Origin of the sequence: Confluentibacter flavum, from assembly GCF_002843175.1 — a bacterium.
GTDB lineage: Bacteria > Bacteroidota > Bacteroidia > Flavobacteriales > Flavobacteriaceae > Confluentibacter > Confluentibacter flavum.
In genome coordinates this window covers 18,261-42,473 of record NZ_PJEO01000050.1, presented here as the reverse complement: position 1 = coordinate 42,473, position 24,213 = coordinate 18,261, and the positions used below count along the sequence as shown (strand labels likewise).

16 protein-coding genes are annotated in these 24,213 nt (G+C 36.4%); all 16 read right to left on the bottom strand.

Features of this window, described 5'->3' with window-relative positions; translation table 11 throughout:
• Positions 1 to 27: 27 nt before the first annotated feature.
• The 16 genes from queG to CSW08_RS13120 all read right to left on the bottom strand — a co-directional run bounded on the left by queG (position 28) and on the right by CSW08_RS13120 (position 24,186).
• Positions 28 to 948 (bottom strand): tRNA epoxyqueuosine(34) reductase QueG, encoded by a 921-nt coding sequence (queG, locus tag CSW08_RS13195; RefSeq protein WP_106660339.1) that lies wholly within the window; start codon positions 946 to 948, stop codon positions 28 to 30.
• A 106-nt stretch (positions 949 to 1,054) separates the two neighbouring features.
• The gene (locus CSW08_RS13190; RefSeq protein WP_106660338.1) at positions 1,055 to 2,251 is read right to left on the bottom strand and encodes an acyl-CoA dehydrogenase family protein; all 1,197 of its coding nucleotides are present in this window, start codon (positions 2,249 to 2,251) and stop codon (positions 1,055 to 1,057) included.
• Positions 2,239 to 3,015, bottom strand: coding sequence for a methanethiol S-methyltransferase (gene mddA / locus CSW08_RS13185; protein ID WP_106660337.1), 777 nt, complete (start codon positions 3,013 to 3,015; stop codon positions 2,239 to 2,241). The genes CSW08_RS13190 and mddA overlap by 13 nt, the downstream gene beginning before the upstream one ends.
• Positions 3,016 to 3,113: 98 nt before the next feature.
• The gene (locus CSW08_RS13180) at positions 3,114 to 4,202 is read right to left on the bottom strand and encodes a nickel-binding protein (protein WP_238987270.1); all 1,089 of its coding nucleotides are present in this window, start codon (positions 4,200 to 4,202) and stop codon (positions 3,114 to 3,116) included.
• A gap of 170 nt (positions 4,203 to 4,372) precedes the next feature.
• Positions 4,373 to 5,395: a Holliday junction branch migration DNA helicase RuvB gene (gene ruvB / locus CSW08_RS13175; RefSeq protein ID WP_106660335.1), complete on the bottom strand. Its 1,023-nt coding sequence runs from the start codon at positions 5,393 to 5,395 to the stop codon at positions 4,373 to 4,375.
• 192 nt (positions 5,396 to 5,587) lie between these two features.
• Positions 5,588 to 7,474, bottom strand: coding sequence for an OmpA family protein (locus CSW08_RS13170; protein WP_106660334.1), 1,887 nt, complete (start codon positions 7,472 to 7,474; stop codon positions 5,588 to 5,590).
• A gap of 17 nt (positions 7,475 to 7,491) precedes the next feature.
• Positions 7,492 to 8,448 carry a PorP/SprF family type IX secretion system membrane protein gene (locus CSW08_RS13165; RefSeq protein WP_106660333.1) on the bottom strand — a complete coding sequence of 319 codons (957 nt, stop codon included), beginning with the start codon at positions 8,446 to 8,448 and terminating at the stop codon, positions 7,492 to 7,494.
• 29 nt (positions 8,449 to 8,477) lie between these two features.
• A complete protein-coding gene (locus tag CSW08_RS13160) occupies positions 8,478 to 12,641 on the bottom strand; it encodes a gliding motility-associated C-terminal domain-containing protein (protein ID WP_106660332.1) in 4,164 nt (1,387 codons plus the stop codon).
• Between the two features lie 230 nt (positions 12,642 to 12,871).
• Positions 12,872 to 14,671 (bottom strand): cytochrome c oxidase subunit I, encoded by a 1,800-nt coding sequence (locus CSW08_RS13155; RefSeq protein WP_106660331.1) that lies wholly within the window; start codon positions 14,669 to 14,671, stop codon positions 12,872 to 12,874.
• Positions 14,672 to 14,702: 31 nt separating this feature from the next.
• The gene (locus tag CSW08_RS13150; protein ID WP_106660330.1) at positions 14,703 to 15,767 is read right to left on the bottom strand and encodes a cytochrome c oxidase subunit II; all 1,065 of its coding nucleotides are present in this window, start codon (positions 15,765 to 15,767) and stop codon (positions 14,703 to 14,705) included.
• Positions 15,768 to 15,796: 29 nt separating this feature from the next.
• On the bottom strand, positions 15,797 to 17,146 hold the full coding sequence (locus CSW08_RS13145; RefSeq protein WP_106660329.1) for a quinol:cytochrome C oxidoreductase: 1,350 nt from the start codon (positions 17,144 to 17,146) through the stop codon (positions 15,797 to 15,799).
• A 13-nt stretch (positions 17,147 to 17,159) separates the two neighbouring features.
• A complete protein-coding gene (locus tag CSW08_RS13140; protein ID WP_238987265.1) occupies positions 17,160 to 17,717 on the bottom strand; it encodes a c-type cytochrome in 558 nt (185 codons plus the stop codon).
• A gap of 8 nt (positions 17,718 to 17,725) precedes the next feature.
• Positions 17,726 to 18,256 carry a DUF3341 domain-containing protein gene (locus CSW08_RS13135; RefSeq protein ID WP_106660328.1) on the bottom strand — a complete coding sequence of 177 codons (531 nt, stop codon included), beginning with the start codon at positions 18,254 to 18,256 and terminating at the stop codon, positions 17,726 to 17,728.
• 3 nt (positions 18,257 to 18,259) lie between these two features.
• Positions 18,260 to 19,717 carry an NrfD/PsrC family molybdoenzyme membrane anchor subunit gene (nrfD, locus tag CSW08_RS13130; RefSeq protein WP_106660327.1) on the bottom strand — a complete coding sequence of 486 codons (1,458 nt, stop codon included), beginning with the start codon at positions 19,715 to 19,717 and terminating at the stop codon, positions 18,260 to 18,262.
• A gap of 29 nt (positions 19,718 to 19,746) precedes the next feature.
• Positions 19,747 to 22,863: a TAT-variant-translocated molybdopterin oxidoreductase gene (locus CSW08_RS13125; protein ID WP_106660326.1), complete on the bottom strand. Its 3,117-nt coding sequence runs from the start codon at positions 22,861 to 22,863 to the stop codon at positions 19,747 to 19,749.
• A gap of 30 nt (positions 22,864 to 22,893) precedes the next feature.
• Positions 22,894 to 24,186, bottom strand: coding sequence for a cytochrome c3 family protein (locus CSW08_RS13120; RefSeq protein WP_106660444.1), 1,293 nt, complete (start codon positions 24,184 to 24,186; stop codon positions 22,894 to 22,896).
• Positions 24,187 to 24,213: the final 27 nt, after the last annotated feature.

The window sequence follows — 24,213 nt, the reverse complement described above, 5'->3', positions numbered from 1 at the left end:
AAAATATTTACAACTTTATAGTGTTATTTATTTCAAAAATTCAATATTCCTCTTTAAACCGGAAAATTTAGTTCTTTTTACTGCGGAATCTTTAAACACTTTATTAAAAACGTCTTCCGTGATATCCTCCCAATCCTTTTTGGTCATGGATAATAATTCTGGATGCGGATTAAATAATGGTTCGTTATGTGGTTTTGAAAATCGGTTCCATGGGCATACATCTTGGCACACATCGCAACCAAACATCCAATCATCCATTTTTCCTTTAAACTCGGTAGGGATATGCTCTTTTAATTCTATAGTAAAATAGGAAATACATTTACTACCATTAACTACATAAGGTTCTGTAATGGCTTGTGTGGGGCAAGCATCAATACAAGCAGTACACGTACCACAATGGTCGGTTGTTGGCAAATCGTATTCTAACTCCAAATCAACAATTAACTCGGCAATAAAATAAAATGAGCCAACTTGTTGGCTTAATAAATTACTGTGTTTTCCAATCCACCCTAAACCTGATTTAGCCGCCCAAGCTTTATCTAAAACAGGAGCGGAATCCACAAACGCGCGCCCATGAACATCGCCTATCTCTTCTTGAATAAAATTTAAAAGTGATTTTAATTTGTCTTTTATAACGAAGTGATAATCGGTTCCATAAGCGTATTTAGAAAGCTTGTAGCTATTGGCTGTTTGCTCTTGGCTAGGATAATAATTAAGTAATAATGAAATAACAGATTTTGAATCCTCAACCAGTTTCGTAGGGTCTAAGCGTTTATCAAAATGGTTTTCCATATACTGCATTTGCCCATGCATGTTTTTATTTAACCATTTTTCCAACCTTGGAGCTTCTTCTTCTAAAAAACCAGCTTTACTAATGCCACAAGACAAAAAACCGAGGCGTTTGGCTTCGGTTTTGATGAATTGGGTATGTTTTGTTTTAACGTTCAATTTTAATTGTTGAATGCTAAAATACGATTAAAAAGGGAATTTAAATTGCGATTCCTTTTTAGAAGATTTAGTGAGAAACTCAATAAAATTGAATTTTCATGTTAAGTTATCTTGGCTGATAATCCAAATCCAATCCCAATATACCTTTTGCAATGACTTCTCTCGTAATATAACTATTGGCAGGATGAATTTTACCCAGACGCGCATCGCGAAATAAGCGTTCAAAGCCAGAATTTCTTGAAAGGCCATAGCCACCCATAACATCCATTGCTTTATCCACAACACGCCATGAAGCTTCAACGGCGTGGCATTTTGCCGCAAATATTTTTATTCCCCAAGCTGTCCCGTACGCTTTGCCCTCGCTCCATTCTCTAGCTATTGTGTCGAGATGTGGCCCTATGGCCTCTAATTCCAAAATCATATCGGCTATATCGCTCTGAATTCCGGAATGATAAGCCATGGTAGGACGATCCAATGAAATGGATTTCTTCTTTTGCACAGTGGCTAGAACCATGTCTACAACCCGTTGCGCCAGAGCATAATAAACATTTCCGAAACCTATCAATGCCCATGCAAAAATCCCAAGGACAAAACCGTCAATGCCTTTAAAACCCGTTGGAACTTTTCTGACAATATATTTATCGGGGATAATTACACCACTCAAAATGGTGTCGTCTGAACGGGTGGCTCTCATTCCCAAAACATCATCCCAGGTTTTTTTGATCTCGTAATTTTTGGAATCCCTTGGCAAAAAGGCATGGATGATCATCGGATTGCTGGGATCGCTATTATCCTGTCCATGCAAACCCATGTAATCCCAGACTGGAGTTAGACTTCCAAACATTTTATGCCCTGTGAATTTGTAACCTCCCTCAACTTTCTCTGCTTTACAGGTTGAATACAAAACTGGGATATCATTACCCGATTCGCCGTGTCCTGCAGCAAATATTTTTCCCTTGCCTGCTTCTTGCAAGACCCATTCCATCGACTTGTCGCCGCTTCTCCATAAATCAGCAATCAAACCCGTCCAGTAAATGTGCATATTCAGTGCAAGTGCGGTAGGAGCTGCATGGTATGCCAATTTTCGGGTCATGGCCTCACATTCGTCCATTAACATTCCGTAACCTCCAAACTCAATGGGGACGGCAAGCAACAAATAGCCCGCTTCTTTCAACTCCTCAAAATCCTCTTGGAAAAATAGGTTGTTGGCATCGTAATGTGCCGCTCTTTTTTCACAATTTTCAAAAATCTGGTTCAGTTTTTCGGTCAATGCATTTGTTTTGTTTTCCATTACTGCTTCCATAGTTCTGTTGTTTTAGTTAATGATTTTTTAGCGTGCTTTTTGGTAAAAGGGATAAACATGGGTACGTTCTTTTGATATGCCTCGTATTCCTGCCCAATAAATTTCCGCAGATCCTTTTCTTCCAAATATTTAACTGCAACATAAATGTAAAGGGTTGTCATGATGGAGAACAGCATATGGCCTACCGTCATAACAGGTGTAGCCCAGAAGGCGATCAAAAACCCTAACATAATTGGGTGCCTCACCACGCCATAGAAAAAATTCACTTTAAAGATCATAGGCTTGGTAGTTTTGCTATTCAGATTATTGTATATCTGCTGTAAACCAAACAGTTCAAAATGATTAATCATAAAAGTTGAAAGTAGTACGATGAGCCATCCTATAACGAAAATACCCAATATAATAAGTACAAGGGTCGAATTTTCAACTTCCCAGACAATTGTATTTATGGGGCGCCATTGCCAATATAACAACAGCAAGGCAAAACTGGAAAAGAAAACGTAGGTGCTTCGTTCCATGGCTTTTGGTATAATACGTGTCCATTTTTCTTTAAATGCCGGTCGCGCCATAAGGCTATGTTGAATTGCAAATACACTCAATAAAATTGCATTTATAGCTAAAGCTTCCCAAAAAGGGTATTGAATCCCGGAATCTATTGTTTTCGGGACAAGAATGTTTCCCACAAAGCCTATGGCATATAAAAACGTAAAAAGAAATACGATATAGGCCATTGTTCCATAAATAAAGATTAACAACTTTTTCATATCAGAAAAATTTAAAAGGTTAGACCCTTCAAAATTATGCTGTTACCGTTCAAAATTGTAGCATTCCTAAACCCAATGTTTGTAAAATACAATCGCATTTAAACACCAATCTTAAGAAAAGCCAAAGGTTGGAGACCAAACCGGTTTTGAAAGCATTTCGTAAAATATGATGGACTGTTAAAACCGCATTCGAAAGAAGTTTCGGAAATATTCCTGGCTGTATTTAAGTACTCCAATGATTTGTTCAGCCTAAATTCCCGTAATAATTCATTTGGGGAAATGCCCGTTATGTCCAAACATTTTCTATAAAGCTGGGATTGGCTCATGCCCATAGCATTACAATAATCACTGACACCGAACTTTTGGTCCTGCCAATTGTCAAGCAATGTATTCATAAGGTGCTCCAATATATTTTCTTGGAAACTATCTATATTTACTATAAAAGAACTGCCTTCCATTCTGTTATGATCTTCTTTTGAAAGTTCATGGATTAATGAGGACATAATTATTTGTCCTCCTTTACCTATACCACATAAATAGTTTGCAAACTTCATGGTGTCGCCAAAGATCATATTATTGTTATCCACTGGAATTCCTGCATGAATCCCGATACGTAAATCAAGAAGTTCAGCCGCCAAATGTAGACTCTTTTGAACCGAAATAGCGTACTGAATGGCTTGTGACACCGATATAAAGGAAATCACACAACCAGGATCAGGTAATTCCACTTGTCGCCCTTCGTGTTTTTTTAATTGTTCCTGTATTGTCTGATTATAGAGGTTCACCAATTTTTGGGCTTTCTCCAATCCATACGTGTGCACCAAAAGTCTATGGTTGGATGTTTGGGTCTTCAATATGACGCGGAAAGCAGGGTCGTTAAAGACTTTTAAGTTTTCACCAGAAGACAGAGAATAGGATTCCGGATCGTGTATCCGACCCAGAAAAGCTTCCACTACATTGCTGTTTACCTGTATAATTTCGTAGGGCAATAGTCCATGGGCTTTTTCGTGCAGTTTAATAACAGCTTCTTCATTAGGGGCGTCAATTAAACAAAAGGCGCTTCCCCGAGCTTCATCCACCCAATAGGTCATACACCTGCAACCGTAAAGATCTTGGATCTTTAAATCTTCACGATGTGCTTCCGCAGCATGCTTTGCTTCAATTCCCGGAACAATATGGCGATCCATAAAAATAGGCATGTGAAAGAAATTTTGGTTAGTAAAAATCAGTCAGGAATAATCCGTAAATAATGTAAAATGGAAATTCCAATATCTAAAATACGAATTTTAAGTCAAAAAATAACACAAATCATTATTTATCACGAATTTGCAGATAAAATTGCGACCTGTCTTTAGAATCAAAACAACCCACCTTGGGTGCCGCTTTTAATTTTTCCCAAATGCTTATAGGCTAATTCGGTAACTTCCCGTCCTCGAGGAGTTCGCATGATGAAGCCTTGTTGAATTAAAAAAGGCTCATAAACTTCTTCAATGGTTTCGGTGCTTTCACTAACAGCTGTTGCAATGGTAGAAATACCAACTGGCCCGCCTTTAAACTTGTCAATGATAGTGGATAAAATTTTATTATCCATTTCATCCAAGCCAAAAGCATCCACGTTTAAAGCTTCCAAACCAAATCTAGCAATTTTAATATCGATGCTGCCGTTGCCTTTTATCTGTGCAAAATCACGAACTCGTCGCAACAGTGCATTGGCTATTCGGGGTGTTCCTCTACTTCTACCTGCAATTTCTATAGCAGCTTCCATAGAAATCGGCACATTTAAAATAGTGGCACTTCGTTGCACAATCGTGGTTAAAAGTTGTGTGTTGTAATATTGTAATCTACTTTGAATCCCAAACCGAGCACGCATGGGTGCTGTTAACAATCCGGAACGTGTTGTGGCACCAATCAACGTAAACGGATTCAGATTTATTTGAACCGATCTGGCATTTGGTCCAGATTCTATCATAATATCTATCTTGTAATCTTCCATCGCGGAATACAGGTATTCTTCAACTATGGGACTTAAGCGATGAATTTCATCAATAAATAATACATCGCGTTCTTCAAGATTGGTAAGTAATCCTGCTAAATCTCCTGGCTTATCTAAAACAGGGCCTGATGTTACTTTAATGCTAACATTCAATTCGTTTGCTAAAATATGTGCCAATGTGGTTTTTCCTAATCCTGGAGGTCCGTGAAACAACGTATGATCCAAAGCTTCACTACGTAAGTTTGCTGCTTGTACAAAAATTTGAAGATTTTCCAAGACTTGGTCTTGACCCGTAAAATCTTCAAAAGTTAGGGGTCTTAACTTTTTTTCTACATCAAGTTCTTCAGGAGAAAAATTATCGTTTGTTGGGTCTAGGTTTTCGTTCATAGCAACTTACTGCGGAGGCAGGAATCTATTTTATTGTGAAAATATTAAAATAGTGGATTCCTGCCTGCGCAGGAATGACATAAGCAAATATAAAGAAAAAAGACCTTTGCAAATGAAAATTTGATGCAAAGGTCTTTGATAATTCATCATGAGATTCCTTCCCGATAACTATCGGGATTCGCAGGAATTGGATTAATTTAAAATTTTGAACTCACAACGTCTGTTGACATCATATTCTTCGTCGGTACACATATTTGGTTCTGTACAATTATTTAGTGGCTGCATTTCGCCATAACCAATACTTTTCAATCGGGTTCTATCTATTCCTTTGTTTACTAAATATTCTAACGTAGAAGCAGCTCTTCGGTTAGATAATTCCAAATTATATTGATCATTCCCATGAGCATCTGTATGTGCAGACACTTCTATTTCCATGGAAGGATATTTTTTCATTAAATCTACCAATACGTTTAAGGTGGTTGCAGCATCAGTACGTATTTTAGAAGCATCAAAGTCGAAATAAATTTTATCCAACTCAACTTTCAACTCACCTTTTTCATCTTTTTTAACTCGTGCTTCAACATCAGAAAACGATTCTAATGATAAATAAATATTATGCTGAACCTTGCCTTCGCTATCAGTTGAAAACTCAACATCTTGAGGAATGTACGCCTTAAGTGTTCCTCTTACTTTGTACTTTTTGTTAGGTTCTATTTTGAATAAGTAGCCAGCTTTTTCACCAATTAGAGAATCTTGAATAACGTTTCCAGCTTCATCAAACAAGGTTACCAAAGCACCTGCCAATAATTCTTTACTGTTTTTATCTTGAACAACACCTTCTACTTGGTATTTGGTTAGAATGTTTTCTTCTCTTGTGAAAGCAAGCATTCTATCGAAACCTGATCTATTGGATGACACAAATCCCTTATTATCTTTTTCCTTTATAACATACGCAAAATCGTCTAAACCACTGTTTATGGTGCTTCCTAAATTAACAGGAGCATCAAAAGTCGCGTTTACCGTATTGCTTCTAAAAACATCCAAACCTCCAAAACCCTCATGACCAATGGATGAAAAATACAACACATCATAATCACTTATAAAAGGAAATTGTTCTCTTTGTTTGGTATTTATAGTTGCTCCTAAATTTTCAGGTTCGCCATAAGTACCATCCTCATTAATGGCGACTTTGTAGATATCAAAACTTCCATAAGTACTTGGCATATCACTAGCAAAATAAAGCGTTTTTTCATCTTTACTCAATGCTGGATGCTCTGTACTGTATGAATTAGACGTGAAAGGTAATGCTGTAACGTTTGTCCAATTCCCATCTACCAATTCGGCTTTGTAAATTTTAACATGCGCTATTTTATCTTCATCACCCTTTTTTCGGTTTGAATTTGTTCTATTAAAATACATGGTTTTACCATCTTTAGTAATAACCGCATTACTTTCATGGGAATCTGTATTAATCGCATCAGAAAAAGGCACCACATTTTCTAAATTACCATTATTTGATATTGTTGCTAAGTATAAATCTAAATAAGGCAAATCGTTCCATACATAGTTGGGACTTTCAGTATTTCTTGTTGAAGCAAAAGCCACTTTATCATCACCATAAAAAGACAATCCAAAATCGCTATAAGAGTTTTCAGTTTCAACTTGTTTAAGACTGAAATTATGCGGTGTTGTTTTGGTGTTTTTTTCAATAAAAGCCGCAGTGTTCAAATCTTTGTTATAGTAAGTCTTTAAATATTTATCTGCTTCATCATAATTTTGAATACCTTTTAAAGCCTGACCATATCTAAAATAATAGTCTAAATCCAAAGAATCTCCATAAGCAACAAATAGTTCTCTATACGTTTTCACGGCCTTTTGTAAATTGGCATTATAGTAATAACTATCGGCTAAATTTTGAAGTACTTGTTGCGTCCGTTCTTTTGTTTCATAAATTTCGGCTGCTTGGTTATAAGCTCTCATTTCAAAAAGCTTATCCACTCGTTTTAAATCACCTTTTTGTGCTAATGTAACTCCACTAACTAATAAAAGGCTTGCTAGTATGTATGTATTTGTTTTCATCTGTGGTGTCTTTAATTTTAGAAGAATCTAGGTGAACGATCATAACCGCCTTTAAGTCCGAATAAATCAATATCAAATAAAATAAATATTTCGTGTGACCCCGAATTATAGTTACTTAAGTTACTTGTTGTATAATCGTAAGCATAACCAATTCTAAGCTGTGGGGTTACTTTAAAATTAACCAATGCACTTACGGCATCGCCCAATCTATAACCTAAACCAGCTTCTAGCCGTTCTTGAATTAACACATTGGCTGTTAAATCCAGTGCAATCGGTGCACCGCTTACTCCTTTTGCCATGAAAGCAGGTTTAAATTTCAAGTTTTCATTAATATCAAACACATAACCTCCCGTTAAGAAATAATGAACACTTTCAACTCCGGTAGCTTTAATCCCATTTTCGTTTTCTAAATGTTTTGTTGACAACATATTTGGAGCGGACAAACCCAGATAATAATTATCGGTAAAGAAAAAAGCACCTATTCCTAAATTGGGGAATGTTCTGCTGATATTTTCGTTAAAGGCAATATCCGTTCCCGGACCACCCGATTGTAAATTAAATCCATTGAAATCAGTATCGAAAATGGTAAATCCAGCTTTTAAACCTAAGGACAATTTACTTTTTAAACCAACTGGCAATACATAAGCAAAATCTGCATAGATATTGTTTTCATTTACAATATCACCTATATTATCGTTTGTGAAAGATACCCCCAACTCAATTTTATTGTTTATTGGTGTATGGGCAAAAAAGGTTCCTGTTTTTGGAGCACCTTCAAAGCCTACCCATTGTGTTCTATATAATCCACCTAAGTTTAAAATACCTTCATCGGCCGTTGCATACGCTGGGTTAATGACACTCATATTGTACATATATTGAGTGAATTGTGGGTCTTGCTGTGCAAAGCTTTGTAGTGACAAGAATGCCAAACTTATTAGAGCAGCTATTTTATGATATATATTTAAATTTTTCATCGTTTCTAAATTTTTGATTTATCTAAAAATTATCTGCTTAAGTATAAGCGTCCTTGTTTTGGTTTATTTGTACCATCGTTGAAGTTGAATATGTAAAAATAAACACCTACCGGTAGTTGCTTCTTTCCTATACCACCCTGATTGGACGTCCCATCAAAACGCGGTGTACTCGTATTTCCTTTATAAACAACCGTTCCGTATCTATTGAAAATCTGGATTTCAAAATTGGGATGTAAAATATCGAGGTTGTTATAATCGAACGTGTCGTTAACACCATCTCCATTTGGTGAAAAACCATCCGGTAACACCAATTCGCCACACGAAGTTAAGTCTGTAGTATATGCTAAACGCACACTACTTTCGCAACCTGTTGATGCATCATATAATGTCGCATAATATGTTACGTCATTACTTAATGACACACCGCTAGAAAGTGGCGTCCCGCCTATTGCCGTATCATACCAATTCACATTATTTAGATTTGAATCGTACTCTGAAATATTTACTGTTAACTCCATAATAGTTGGGTCATCATTGATACATAATTCTAAATCAGAATCGATTAAAGTTGGGGTAGCAACATTATTAACTGTTGCCGTTATTTCAACACTTTGTGATGATTCACAACCGGAACCTGTGGTTTGTCTGGCAAAATAATTTTCACCATTCACCAAAGCATCTGTTGCATTTAAAGGCGTTGTTAAGGTGGCGTCTGCATACCAACTAATGGTTCCTGTTACCCTAATGGCAGCATCTAAATCTGAAACCGTTGGGTTATCAACCAAACAAAATTCTGGATTAGCATCTAAAACGATGGGGGCAGGACTATCACTAATCGTAACTGTTATTTGCGCACTGGAATCTGGAGAACACGGTGCAATTGCAGTAACCGTATATGTATAAACCCCTGCTGTATCTACTAATGGATCAAACGCTCCTGTGCCGCTTATTAAAGCTGGTGACCAAGTCCCTCCGGATTGTGCTGAACTTCCTAAGAATGTGAATAAATCTGTAACACCATCTATGACGCAAATATTAGCTGGGTTATCTGTTCCTGCATTTGGGGCTTGTGTTACGGTAACAACCACATCGCTCGAAACCGTTCCACAAGCATTAGTTAATGAATATGTATAGGTTCCAAGCGCATCAACTAATGGGTCGAATACACCTGTACTGCTAGCTAAAGCTGGCGACCAAGTACCTCCGACATCTGCACTACCTAAAAGTGTAAATAAATCTGTTGTTCCATTGTTGCTGCAAACATCTAAGACATTATCTGTTCCAGCACTTAACGGCGCTTCAATAGTTATTGTTATTGTAGTAAAATCATCCACACACGGAGCATTAGCTGTTACATAATAAGTGAATTGATAATTTCCAACAGAAAATCCTGTAACATCATAAGTAGTAGGACTAGCAACCACAGTTCCAGTATTATCTAAACCTTCATACCAAGTTCCACCAATATCTTGAGTACCATCTAAACCTGCATTTAAATCTATAGTTGTGTTATTACAACCAACAATTGGTGTAGCAGGGTTTCCAGCATTTGGAGATTGATATATGGTTGCAATTACTTGAGTTCTTACTGAAGATTCGCAACCTGTTGTTGCATCTGTTTGTGTAACAAAGTAATCTTCCCCATCTACTAAAGCATCTGTGCCTGCTAAAGGTGTTCCTCCTGTTGCATCAGCATACCATTGAATGGCTGTACCTGTAGCAACCAAATCGGCGACTGTTGCTGTATCGCAAAACTCTTGTGTTGCTGCTGCGGTTGGCGCTACTGTATCATTTATAATTATTGAAACAGTCACGTTTACATCGTCGCAAGTTCCAATAGCGGCTACATCATAAGTAAAGTCAAAAGTTCCTTGAGTTAAATCATCAAGCGCTACACTATTTCCAGTTAAGGCTCCTGTTGCATCATCGTCACTCCAAGTTCCTGTTTGGTCTTCATCTGTTAATAAATCAAATAAATTATAGGTTTGTCCTGTTGTTATATCAGCTAAACAAAATTCAACTGGCGTATTTGCTGTTCCAGATTCTGGTGCATCCTCAACAGTAACTGTTACCGTAGAACTATTGACGCAAGTATTCGCATTAGTAATAGTATATGTGAAATTGTAAGAACCTATAGTTAGCAAAGTTAAATCGACATCGCTTCCATTTATTATAGCTCCTGTTGTATCATCATCGATCCAAGTTCCTCCTGAGTCTTCACCTGTTAATTGTCCGAATAAATCCAAAGGCGAATTAGCAACTAAATCATTTTCACAAAATACGGCTGCAATTGGAGTGCCTGTGTTTGGTAATGGATTGATTGTGACTGAAACAGTGACCAAAGCATCATCACAAGTTCCAATGGCATCAACATCAAAAGTAAAATTATAGGTATTAGCCGTGTAAGTCGATAAGTCAACTGGATTAGAAATTGTGGCTCCTAAATTATCAGTTCCAACATACCAAGTACCTGTTTGATCTTCATTATCCAATAACGTAAACAAATCAAAACTTGCTGGTGCGCTTCCTTCACAATAGTCGGGGAAAGTTGCTACTGGTGTTCCAGAATCTGGAGCAGGTTGTATGGTTATTGTTATGGTTTCTGTATCTGAACACGTGCCATTATCAATCGTATAATTAAATGAATAGGGACTTCCAGCCACCGTAAGCGTTGTTAAATCTAAAGAATTAGAAATGGTTGCATTACTTGCATCTGTCCATGTACCACTGTTATTATCTTGAGAGCCATCTAAAGCATCAAATAAATCAAACGGCGAATTTGTAGCTAAATCATTTTCACAAAATGTTTGGTTTACTGCATTACCAGCATTTGGGTCAGGTAAAATAACTATTTGAACCGTTGTTGATTCTTCTGGACATGGTGTAGATAGATTCTGTGTATATGTGAAATTATATGTTGCAGGTGTTAATCCAGTAAAATTAGTAGTTGATGGATCTGGAACTATAGGATCTGAACTTAAAGTTCCTTGAGTCCATTGACCTCCAACATCTTCATTATCAAGAAGTGAAAATAAATCAAATGAAGCTGATGCAGTAGATTCACAAAACGTAGCTGGACTTGTTGGTGAAACCGTTCCCGAAGTGAGCGTTTCATATATTGTAATGGTTATATTGGCTGAGTCTTGTGGACAAGCACCATTACTCGGAACCGTATATATAAATGTGTGAATTCCAGCTGTAAGTGTTGAAATATCAACTGTACCTAGATTTCCGTTTGAGGTTGGCAAAGGACCTGACCAAGTTCCGTTTGTATCTGGTGTTCCGCCAAGCTCATCAAATAAATCAAAGGGAGCAGCTGGAATACTATCATCACAATATTCTAAAGTTGCTGAAGTTCCCGCATCAACAGGTTGATTAATATTGACTAATACAGAAACGGCATTACTCCTACAAAAGTCATCAACTATTACATAATAGGTATTTCCATTTACTAATGCGGTAGATGGTGACAAAGCTGGAAGAATTGGATTTCCAAACCCATCTAAACTTTGATACCACCTAAAAGATGATGTAGTTCCGGGATCTAAATTAGCTATGGTAGGATTTGTATCAGAGCAGAAAATTTGAGATCCAGAAGGCGTTGGATCGGCTGGGGAATCAACAACGATTGTATCTCCGAATTCAATTTGGCTTTTATTTCCCAAACTATCAACAAAAATTATGTAGTAAGTATAAAAGTCAGACAGGGGATCTGTAGAATTTGCTAAATCTGTTAATTCGTAATCATAATAGACCTCTATTGAACCACCAGATGGTATGTTTGGTTGCAAGACATCATCAATATAAGTTTGAACTGTTGGGTTTTCATTACTACAATAAATCCCATCTAATGGCTGACCCGATCTATTGACCTGAATATCAACAACAATAGCAGTTCTTGGACCACATGCTCCTGAATTATCATCAGCATAATATGTTCCTTCTGAAACTAGTTGTGTAGAACTAAAAAGAGTCCCTCCCGTTGAATTACTGTACCATGATATACCTCCACCATTATCAGTTACAAAGTCGGCACTTAAATCTGCAAAAGTGTATCCTGATGCATCTAGAATTGTTGGGGCTGGATCGTTAACAGTTGGACACTGGGCATTAACTTTTAAGGCAGCCCAAAGGAATACCATACTATAGATTGCAAAAAACTTTACATATCTAAATGAGTAGTTTTTTTTCATAACATTGGTCAGTTATAGATTTGAGTTAATAGACATTTACACTAAAAAGACTATAATTAATTTCTTTAAGAAATTCATATAAAATTCTTAATAGTAGTGCAATTTAACGCATTTTTTTGTATTTCAACGATATTAATTAAATTATTTTACGTTTCATCGAAAAAAAATGTAATTAAACAAAAAAACTCATCCTTTTGGGATGAGTTTTTTTGTTTAATTAAAATAAATTCTTAATGCTGAAGTTCTTCTTCGCCTTCTTTTAATGGAATATTTTGAGGTACAAAGTCGACATCATGTCCTGGCTTACTATAATCATATGCCCAACGATATACGTGAGGAATGTCACCTGGCCAGTTACCATGCATGTGTTCAACAGGTGTAGTCCACTCTAATGTAGTAGATTTCCATGGATTTTGAACGGTTTTCTTTCCAAAGAAAATACTACTAAAGAAATTATATAAATATAATATTTGTACTACGCCGCCAACTAAGGCGAATATGGTTATTATCACATTTACATTGGCCAAATCATCAAATAACGGAAAGTTACTATTGGTATAATATCTTCTTGGTAATCCTGCCATACCTATAAAATGCATGGGGAAGAAAACACCATAGGCACACACGGCTGTAATCCAGAAATGTATATAACCTAAATTTTTATTAAGCATCCTACCAAACATCTTCGGATACCAATGATAAATACCCGCAAACATGCCATACAGTGCAGAAATACCCATTACTAAATGGAAATGTGCTACTACAAAGTACGTATCATGTACATTAATATCTAAGGCACTATCTCCCAAAATTATTCCCGTTAAACCTCCAGTAATGAATGTAGACACAAAACCGATTGAGAATAACATCGCAGGGTTCATTTGTAAATTACCTTTCCAAAGTGTGGTAATCCAGTTGAAGGCTTTTACAGCTGATGGAATCGCAATTAATAAGGTTGTAAATGTAAAAACGGAACCAAGGAATGGATTCATACCAGAAATAAACATATGGTGACCCCATACAATGGTTGACAAAAACGCAATGGCCAGTATAGAGGCAATCATGGCGCGATAGCCAAAAATAGGTTTACGTGAGTTCGATGCCATAATTTCAGAAACGAGACCCATAGCAGGTAAAATAACGATATACACTTCTGGGTGGCCTAAGAACCAAAATAAATGTTCGAATAAAACGGGCGAACCACCTTGGTAATGTAATACTTCACCTTGAATAAAAATATCAGATAAAAAGAATGATGTTCCAAAACTCCTATCCATTATTAATAGTAACGCTGCAGATAACAATACTGGGAAAGAAATAACACCAATTACTGCAGTAATAAAAAATGCCCATATAGTTAAGGGAAGTCTTGTCATAGACATTCCTTTAGTGCGTAAGTTAATAACGGTTACTATATAGTTTAGGGATCCCATTAATGAAGAAGCAATAAAAATAGCCATAGATACCAACCATAAAGTCATGCCCATCCCTGAACCGCCTTGAGCCATTGGTAATGCGCTTAATGGTGGATAAATTGTCCAACCAGCCGCTGCAGGTCCCGCTTCAACGAATAAGGAAATAACCATAATAACACTTGACAAAAAGAATAGCCAATAAGAAATCATATTAAGGAATCCTGATGCCATATCCCTCGCACCAATTTGCAACGGAATAAGTAAATTACTGAATGTACCACTTAACCCGGCAGTTAATACGAAAAATACCATAATAGTACCATGAATTGTTACTAACGCTAAATAGATGTCTGCATCCATAACGCCTTCTGGCGCCCATTTACCCAATAATGCCTCAAACAAAACATTAGGTTCTTCTGGCCATGCAATTTGCATACGGAACATCATAGACATTAAAACGCCAATAACTCCCATTATTGTACCTGTAATTAGGTACTGTTTAGCAATCATTTTATGGTCTTGACTAAATATATATTTAGTTACAAATGTTTCTTTATGATGATGTCCGTGGTCGTCATGAGCTTCGTGGGCGTGATTATCTTCGTGTGCTGACATAATCTTATATCGTGTTTATCTTTTTAATTAGTTAATTTAGAGAATTTTTGAATGTAGTTTGTTCTTTAATCCAAGCATCATATTCTTCTTGGGTTTCGACAACTATTTTCATTTGCATGTTATAATGGGATTTACCACAAATCTTATTACATAATAATAAGTAATCAAACTCATAAGGTGATAAAGCTTCTTCTCCTTTAGCAACTAAATCTTTACTATTCTCCACCCTAATTTTATTAATGTTAGCAACTTTATCTACCATATCAGGAGTTTGTCTCATCTCAGCAGTTGTAACTGTTGGTGTAAAACCAAATTGAGTGATCATACCAGGCACACAGTTCATTTGTGCTCTAAAATGAGGCATGTAAGCAGAATGCAATACATCTTGAGAACGCATTTTAAACAATACAGGTTTCCCAACTGGTAAATGTAATTCCGTTGTAATAATATCATCTTGTGCATTAGGATCTCCTTCATCTATACCTAAGATATTGGCGCGATCTATATCTATCAATCTCACATTGGCTTTACCTAATGTATTATCTTCTCCACCATATCTAGCCTTCCAGTTAAATTGTTGCGCATACAATTCTACAATCAATGGATCTTCACTTTCATCTACTCCCATAATATTTATCCACGTATTCAAACCATATATAATCAATCCCGCCAAAACAATTACTGGGATGATGGTCCAAATAAATTCCAACTTGTTATTATCAGCAAAAAACAATGCTTTTTTACCTTTTTCACCTTTGTATTTATAAGCGAAATAGTGTAGTAAAAATTGGGTAACCGTTTGCACAAAAAAGATAAGTACCATAGAGATAATCATCAAATTATCTATTTGGGGCCCATGTTCTGAAGCTGAATTTGACATTAATGGCAAATCTCCCCATTTAACAAAACACACTATGGTAATTATGTAGATGAAAGCCAAAAAGCCCATCATTAAATATGCATTAATTGTATTATCCTTATCGGTTGCTACTTGAGAATTTTCATTTTTAGCTTGAGCCAAATCGAATATCTTCACCATTTGCCAGATAGCAACTAAAATGAATATTAAAACTATAATTGTTAAAAAAGTAGTCATCGTTCTCTCTCTTCTTTATTTATATCTTATTAATAATGGAAATCTTTGCTTTCTTTTATAAGTGGGTTCCCTTTTGGAAGCAAGGGTGCTTTTGTTAAAGCTGTGAACACTATAAATATAAACAGTCCGGCAAATAACAAAATGGAACTTATTTCTGGAATACCTATAAACCATCTATCACCTACAGTTGCTGGCATAATCATGACAAAAATATCTATGTAATGTCCTGCAAGGATTACCAATCCAGCCATAACAACAAACCATGGAATACGTTTATAATCAGCATTCATCAACATTAAAATTGGGAATACAAAATTCATAACTACCATACCTAAAAATGGCAATTGATAATCTTCAAAACGTGTTACAAAATAAGTTACCTCTTCTGGTATATTTGAATACCAAATAAGCATAAATTGTGAAAACCATAAATAGGTCCAAAAAATACTAAATGCAAACATAAATTTAGCAACATCATGTAAATGGTTTTCATTAACAAACTCTAGATAATTTCTTGACTTTAAATAAATAATCATTAAAGCAAGTACTGTAATACCGCTTACAAACATAGATGCAAAAACATACCAACCAAAAAGCGTACTAAACCAATGTGGGTCTACACTCATGATCCAATCCCAAGACATCATCGATTCCGTATAAATAAAGAACACTAAGAATGCCGCAGAAATACGAAATGTTTTCTTAAAATTACTAATGTCGTCCGCACTATCTTGAGCGATAGAAAATTTACGAGCAAAATGCCTATATAAACTCCATCCAGCTATAAATATAATCCCTCTAACAGCAAACCAGCCTATATTTAAAAATCCTGATTTTCCTTGAATTAATTTATCATGTGCAACCACTTCAGGATCCATCCACACGAATAAATTGTAATGCCCAATAGTTCCCGATGCTAACGCAATCCCTAAAACAATTAACGCTCCAGGCAGTAAATATGCGGTAATTCCTTCCATAACCCTAAACAAAACTGGAGACCAGCCTGCTTGAGACGCAAATTGTATCGCATAAAATGCTAAAATACCTAAGGCAATCATCATAAAGAAAAATGCGGCTACATAAAGTGCAGACCAAGGCCTGTTACTAATTTGGTGCATAACATGCTCTGCATGTTCGTCATCATGATGTGCATCGGCAGGAGACGCATGATTTCCTTCTTCAGAAGTACCATGACTTTCTACCACAGCATGAGAAGCTTCTTCTGTATCTCCATGATGGGCTGATGCCTCTTCTGCAAGCATGATTTTTACTTCTTCCAAAGATTTATGAGACGTCATAAAACCATACCCAACGCCTAATACTCCTAGAATTATTAGAATGAAAGAAAATGTCTTTAATTTATTTGAAAATGTGTACATATCTTATATAATCTTACTTTTCTAAATCTGCTTTTAACTGTAACACATAGGCTACTACTTGCCAACGTTCTTCATTACTAAGTTGATTCGCATAAGAACCCATAGTATTTTTGCCATAGTAAATCGTATGATAAATACTTCCTTCTGTAATGGCTCTACCAGCATCATTGTATGCTGGAATTCCTAATATTTTTTCTCTTTTTACCAGATTACCTTGTCCGTCTCCTTGATTTCCATGACAAATGCCACAGTAAATATCATACAATACTTTTCCTCTTGCCAAATCTACTTGAGTTGAATCAAGCTGGGTTTTCAAAGTGGCTTTTGCCAAATCATATCCTTCTAAGGTATTGTCTATATCAAATGGTACAAATCCTCTAGGAACTGAACCATCTGCTGGTGTTCGTGAGGCCATCCCGTTTTCAAACATGGGATTTTCATTATAAGTCTCATAGCCAACAGGTTCATACATATTGGGCATAAACTGGTAATTAGGCCTGGTATCTTTTTTACAAGATACAATAGCTACTAAAACTATTGCTATTGTTATTATTTTAATTAAGCTTTTCATCTGTATTATTAATGTGCTTTATCAACTATATTAATTTCTACTGCGCCCGTTTCCTTAAGCAAGCTTTCAAGTTGTTCTTCGTTTCCGTCAACAGCGATTTCCATTAAAAAATGATCATCGGTTGTTCTAGGATCTGGATTTTCTGCTTTTTTAAATGGCCACATTCTACTACGTAAATAGAACGTAATTACCATTAAATGCGCTGCAAAAAATACCGTTAGCTCAAACATAATTGGCACAAAGGCAGGCATATTTTCAATATAACTAAAACTTGGTTTTCCACCAATATTTTGTGGCCAATCTTGAATCATTATATAGTTCATCATAACAATGGACACGATTAAACCAACAACGCCATACATAAATGATGCAATGGCAATTCGTGTCGGCTCTAAGCCCATAGCCTTATCTAGCCCGTGAACCGGAAACGGTGTATAAATTTCTTCAATGTGATATCTCTCTGCCTTAACTTTTTTAACAGCAGACATTAATACATCATCATCCGTATAAATAGCGTGAATTACTTTTGAAGCTTCCATATGCTACTTGTTATTTTTTGTTTCATTAATTGAATCTCCAGATGTCCTTGCATCAGCACCAGTTCCTACTAAACTACCGCCTGCTTCTCTAATCCTTTTATAGCGTTCTCCTGAAGATTTTAAAATGGTTTTAACCTCTGCTTGAGCAATTACTGGGAATGTTCTTGAGTAAAGTAAAAACAATACAAAGAAGAAGCCAATAGTTCCAATGAATATGCCTATATCAACAAAAGTTGGTGAAAACATCGTCCAAGAAGATGGTAAATAATCCCTGTGTAATGATGTTACGATAATTACAAAACGCTCAAACCACATCCCAATGTTTACAACTATAGATATAAAGAATGAAAACATAATACTTGTTCTTAGTTTTTTAAACCACATAAATTGTGGAGAGAACACGTTACAAATCATCATAGACCAATATGCCCACCAATAAGGCCCAGTTGCTCTATTTAAAAAGGCATATTGCTCGTACTCAACACCAGAATACCAAGCAATAAATAACTCCGTAATATATGCCACACCAACAATAGAACCCGTAATCATGATAACGATGTTCATTAATTCGATGTGTTGTACTGTAATATAATCTTCTAGATTACACACTTTTCTCATAATAATAAGCAGTGTGTTTACCATGGCAAATCCTGAAAATACCGCTCCAGCAACAAAGTAAGGAGGAAAAATAGTGGTATGCCAACCAGGAATCACCGATGTAGCAAAGTCAAAGGATACAATTGTATGTACAGAAAGCACTAAAGGTGTTGCTAAACCAGCAAGTACCAAAGATACTTCTTCAAAGCGTTGCCAATCTTTTGCTCTTCCAGACCATCCAAAACTTAATAATGAATATATTTTCTTTTGAAAAGGTTTTACGGCTCTATCACGTATCATAGCGAAATCAGGTAATAAACCAGTCCACCAAAATACTAAAGACACAGATAAATATGTTGATATTGCAAACACGTCCCAAAGTAACGGCGAGTTAAAGTTTACCCAAAGTGAACCAAATTGATTTGGAATTGGTAATACCCAATAACCTAACCAAGGACGCCCCATGTGAATGATTGGAAACAGACCTGCTTGTACTACAGAGAAAATGGTCATTGCTTCTGCAGAACGGTTAATCGCCATTCTCCATTTTTGACGAAATAATAGTAGTACCGCTGAAATAAGTGTTCCTGCGTGACCAATACCAACCCACCAAACGAAGTTAGTAATATCCCAAGCCCAACCTACGGTTTTGTTTAAACCCCAGGTTCCTATACCTGTAGATATTGTATAAATAATACATCCAATTCCCCAAAGAAAAGCGGCAAGTGCGATAGAAAAAACTATCCACCACTGTTTATTGGCTTGTCCTTCTACAGGTCTAGCCACATCCACAGATACATCGTGGTATGATTTTTCGCCTGTAACTAAAGGTCTTCTAATAGGTGCTTCGTAATGAGACGCCATAATCCTTTTATAAGTGTTTCTTAATTAATTTATACTTCTGTTGTATTTCTCACTTTAGTTTGATATATCACGTTTGGTTTTGTTCCAACGCTTTCTAACAAGTGATACATACGATGATCTTCTTTCAATTTTGCCACTTTACTGGTCTTATCATTGATGTCGCCAAATACCATAGCCCCATTATTACAAGCCGCAGAACACGCGGTATGGAATTCACCATCTTTTATTAGACGGCCGTCACGTTTCGCATCAAGAATGGTTTTTTGTGTTTTTTGAATACACATAGAACATTTCTCCATAACACCACGAGAACGTACTACCACATCTGGATTTAAAACCATACGTCCTAAATCATCATTCATATGATAATCGAACTCATCATTACCCACATATAAAAACCAGTTAAAACGACGCACTTTATATGGACAGTTGTTTGCGCAATATCTAGTACCAACGCAACGGTTGTAAGCCATATGGTTTTGACCTTGACGACCATGAGACGTTGCTGCCACTGGACAAACAGTTTCGCATGGCGCATGATTACAATGTTGACACATGATTGGTTGGAATGCTACTTGAGGGTTTTCAGAAGCATGTTCCATTTCAGCAAACTCGCTTAATGAACTTCCTAAACCAGAAATATCTTCTTTTTTGGTATTATCACCTTCAAAAGATGTTTCAGAAGAATAATATCTATCAATACGTAACCAATGCATATCACGGCTACGACGCACTTCTGTTTTACCAACTACAGGCACATTATTTTCTGCGTGACACGCTATTACACAAGCCCCACAACCAGTACAAGCATTTAAATCGATTGACAAATTGAAATGATGCCCAATGGTGCGGTCAAATTCTTCCCATAAATCTACATCTGGCGACGTTACCGGTGTTTCCTGATGATTTAAAGATACCTTAGGAATTTTATTCCATCCATATTCTTCATCTTCTTTATCATAAGTACTGAAAATCATTAAAGAAGTTTCTCTAATAATATCGCCACGACCCATTAATGTATTGTGCAACTGAACTGAAGCAAACTCATGTTCTCCAACTGCTTTTTCAATAGTTACATTTTGTACACTATTAAAATTATGATATAATGCATAGGCGTTAACACCTGTTTGCATCTCTTCTTTTAATCCTTTTGTTTTTCCATAACCAAGTGCCAAACCAACAGAGCCTTTTGCTTGACCTGGTTGAATCATTACTGGAGCGGTTATAGAAGTTCCATTAACGGTAACTTTGGCATAACTGCCATTTAAACCGCCATTGGCCACATGCCAATTTTCTAGACCTAATTCCTCTGCGTCGGCTCTGGATACAGTTAAATAGTTATCCCAACTAACTCGTGTAATAGGATCTGGAAACTCTTGCAACCATGGGTTATTGGCTTGTTGCCCATCACCCATACCTACTTTGGTATACAATGATAATTCAAAGCCAGTACTTTTAGCTGACGAAGCCAGCAAATTTGCTGCATTTGTTGATGGTGTTTCAACGGTTTCTTCTACTGTACTACTGGAAGACGCCGTATCTACTGTTTCTGTAGCAATGGTTCCCACATAAATACCATCGTGTAACGCTTGATTAAAAGAACTTTCTCCTAAAATAGTTGAACCCCAAGCTTCTTTAATATATTCATGGTAAGACATGTCATTACCATTCCATTTTAATAGAGCCTCTTGAAATTGTCTTGTATTGAATAACGGACGAATAGTTGGTTGCATCAACGCATAATGTCCTTTTTTAATTACCACATCACCCCAAGATTCTAAATAGTGAGGTGCTGCTGCAATATATTGTGTTTCTGATGCGGTCTCATCTGCTTTAAGGGAAAACGCAATAGATAATTCTGTTTTTTTCAATCCTTCAGCAAAATCTGAAGCATTTGGTAATGTATATAATGGATTCACACCACTCATAATGATAGCTCCAACGTTGCCTGCTTTCATATCAGCAATTAAAGTCATTACTTCTTTATCATTACCCTGTCTGGTTTTTATTGGAGCGGAAGCATCAAATGCTTTACTATTTAAAAACGCATTGATTTCTAAAGCTACAGTTTGTGCATTGACGTCCTGAATTCCTGTAACCACAACAGCATCACTGCCTGCTTTTTTAAGTTCTGAAGCTGCATTTTTCACAGCTTTATCAATAGCTTCTGGTAAATTTCCAGAGACAGAGCCACCAACTACATAACTATATAACTTAGCTAAAGCCAATTTTTGTTGACTAGGCGTTAAAGGCACACGTTTATCGGCATTAGCCCCAGTTAAAGACATATTAGATTCAAACTGAATATGACGGGACATTTTGCCGTTTTGAGGAATTCTGTTTTTTGAATAACCAGAATCAAAACCACCTCCTTGCCAATCTCCTAAGAAATCTGCACCAACAGACACAATGGTCATGACTTTAGAGAAATCGTAATTAGCTAATCCGCGTTCTCCATATTTAGCTTGGTAAGCATCAAGTGCAGAAGATTCTGAAACAGCATCGTACACAACATGACTAACATTACCATATTTTTCTTTGAATTCAGAAATTAACTTACTTGTAGATGGACTAGCAAACGTTTGTGTTAACAATACAATCGCTTTTCCAGCACCTTTTAAATCAGTTAATTTTTGATTGATTTCTGCATCAAAAGCACTCCAAGAAATGGATTTTCCATCTTTTGTTGGTCCTTGAACTCTTAAACTGTCATACAATCCTAAAACCGAAGCATTTACTCTGGCATTCGCACCACCATTGGTAGTTGCCATAGTATTATTTTCTATTTTAATTGGACGACCCTCACGAGTTTTTACCAAAACACTTGCAAAATCAAATCCATCAGCAATAGTAGTTGCATAATAATTAGCTACCCCTGGGATAATTTCTTCCGGCTGAACTACATAAGGAATGGATTTAACCACAGGCCCTTCACAAGCAGCAAGCGATGCTGCAGCAGTACTAAAACCTACAAATTTTAAGAAATCGCGACGTGTTGTAGATGTTGCATCCAATAAATCTTTATCGCCTAAAAATTCATCAGTAGGTATTTGCTCTACAAACTCGTTTTGTTTTAGCGTCTCAACAATTGAGCTTTTTTCGTTTAGCTCTTCAACACTTTTCCAGTATTTCTTGTTTGATGACATATTATATAATTGAATTACTTCTTTAATAAATTAATAATGACACTTACCACATTCCAAGCCACCCATTTGAGCAACTGTCAGTTCTTCTACACCATATTTTTTGGACAATTCCTCATGTATTTTAGTGTAATAAGCATTGTCCTTTACATTCACATTGGTTGTTCTATGGCAATCAATACACCAACCCATAGTTAATGGAGAAAATTGTTCAACAACTTCCATTTCTTGAATGGGCCCATGGCAAGTTTGGCATTCTACACCTGCAACACTAACGTGTTGTGAGTGATTAAAATATACGAAATCTGGTAAGTTATGAATTCGCACCCATTTTACTGGCTGTGTTTCACCAGTGTATTTTTGCGCAGCATCATCCCATCCTGCAGCTGCATAAAGCTTTTTAATTTCACCATCATAAAACTCTTTAGAATATTCGGGAGAGGTTTCTCCTTTGTACTCATAAATGGATTTATGACAATTCATACACACGTTCAATGAGGGAATACCTGATGTTTTACTTACCCTAGCTGAAGAGTGACAATATTTACAATCGATACCATTATCACCAGCATGGATTTTATGTGAAAAATGAATAGGCTGTACCGGTTGATACCCCTGATCTACTCCAATTTGCATAAAATAACCATATACAAAAAAGGCACTTGTTAATAAAAAGAATATGGCAACTACCAACATTAAGAACTGATTCTTAACAAAGGCTTTCCATAAAGGAGTTCTTTTTGTTTCTTCGGGTAATTCTATATTTTGAGCAGCAGCAAAACGACGTAATGTTTTGTTTACCACGTATAGCCCAGCAGCCAATAATATAAATAGGATAGCTAAAGCACCTAAAATTATCTCGTTTGAAATACCATTCCCTGAATTTGTATTGGCTTGAGCACCAACGCCAGCATCAGGAACAGGAGGGGCAGCTTTTTCTTCTGCCGTATATGCTAAAATATCACTAATATCTTGATCTGATAACTGCGGAAATGCAGTCATAGCTACTTTATTGTACTCGTTATAAATTTTATTGGCATAGGCATCCCCAGACTTAATCATGCCTGAACTGTTGTGAATCCAATCTGTAATCCATTTTCTGTCCAATCCTTGCTCATCAGCCAAACGCGTTTCAAAATTGCGAAGCGCTGGTCCAGTCATTTTCTTATCTAATTGATGACAAGCGGCACAGTTGGCATTAAACAATGACTTTCCTTTTGCTGGATCACCATCTTGAGCAGAAAGGGATGTTGTAAACGCTAATAAAAAAATTAAGCCTAAACGAAGAATACTTTTACTTAACTTACGGTGAATCACCTGTTCCATATTGTTGGTTAAATTAATTCTAAACTT

Coding starts and splice junctions, on each gene's coding strand:
- CSW08_RS13140 (WP_238987265.1), bottom strand. CDS start 17,717: ATGAAAAGCTTAATTAAAATAATAACAATAGCAATAGTTTTAGTAGCT.
- CSW08_RS13125 (WP_106660326.1), bottom strand. CDS start 22,863: ATGTCATCAAACAAGAAATACTGGAAAAGTGTTGAAGAGCTAAACGAA.
- CSW08_RS13180 (WP_238987270.1), bottom strand. CDS start 4,202: ATGGATCGCCATATTGTTCCGGGAATTGAAGCAAAGCATGCTGCGGAA.
- nrfD (WP_106660327.1), bottom strand. CDS start 19,717: ATGGCGTCTCATTACGAAGCACCTATTAGAAGACCTTTAGTTACAGGC.
- CSW08_RS13150 (WP_106660330.1), bottom strand. CDS start 15,767: ATGACTACTTTTTTAACAATTATAGTTTTAATATTCATTTTAGTTGCT.
- CSW08_RS13170 (WP_106660334.1), bottom strand. CDS start 7,474: ATGAAAACAAATACATACATACTAGCAAGCCTTTTATTAGTTAGTGGA.
- mddA (WP_106660337.1), bottom strand. CDS start 3,015: ATGAAAAAGTTGTTAATCTTTATTTATGGAACAATGGCCTATATCGTA.
- ruvB (WP_106660335.1), bottom strand. CDS start 5,395: ATGAACGAAAACCTAGACCCAACAAACGATAATTTTTCTCCTGAAGAA.
- CSW08_RS13190 (WP_106660338.1), bottom strand. CDS start 2,251: ATGGAAGCAGTAATGGAAAACAAAACAAATGCATTGACCGAAAAACTG.
- CSW08_RS13160 (WP_106660332.1), bottom strand. CDS start 12,641: ATGAAAAAAAACTACTCATTTAGATATGTAAAGTTTTTTGCAATCTAT.
- CSW08_RS13135 (WP_106660328.1), bottom strand. CDS start 18,256: ATGGAAGCTTCAAAAGTAATTCACGCTATTTATACGGATGATGATGTA.
- CSW08_RS13120 (WP_106660444.1), bottom strand. CDS start 24,186: ATGGAACAGGTGATTCACCGTAAGTTAAGTAAAAGTATTCTTCGTTTA.
- CSW08_RS13165 (WP_106660333.1), bottom strand. CDS start 8,448: ATGAAAAATTTAAATATATATCATAAAATAGCTGCTCTAATAAGTTTG.
- CSW08_RS13145 (WP_106660329.1), bottom strand. CDS start 17,146: ATGTACACATTTTCAAATAAATTAAAGACATTTTCTTTCATTCTAATA.
- CSW08_RS13155 (WP_106660331.1), bottom strand. CDS start 14,671: ATGTCAGCACACGAAGATAATCACGCCCACGAAGCTCATGACGACCAC.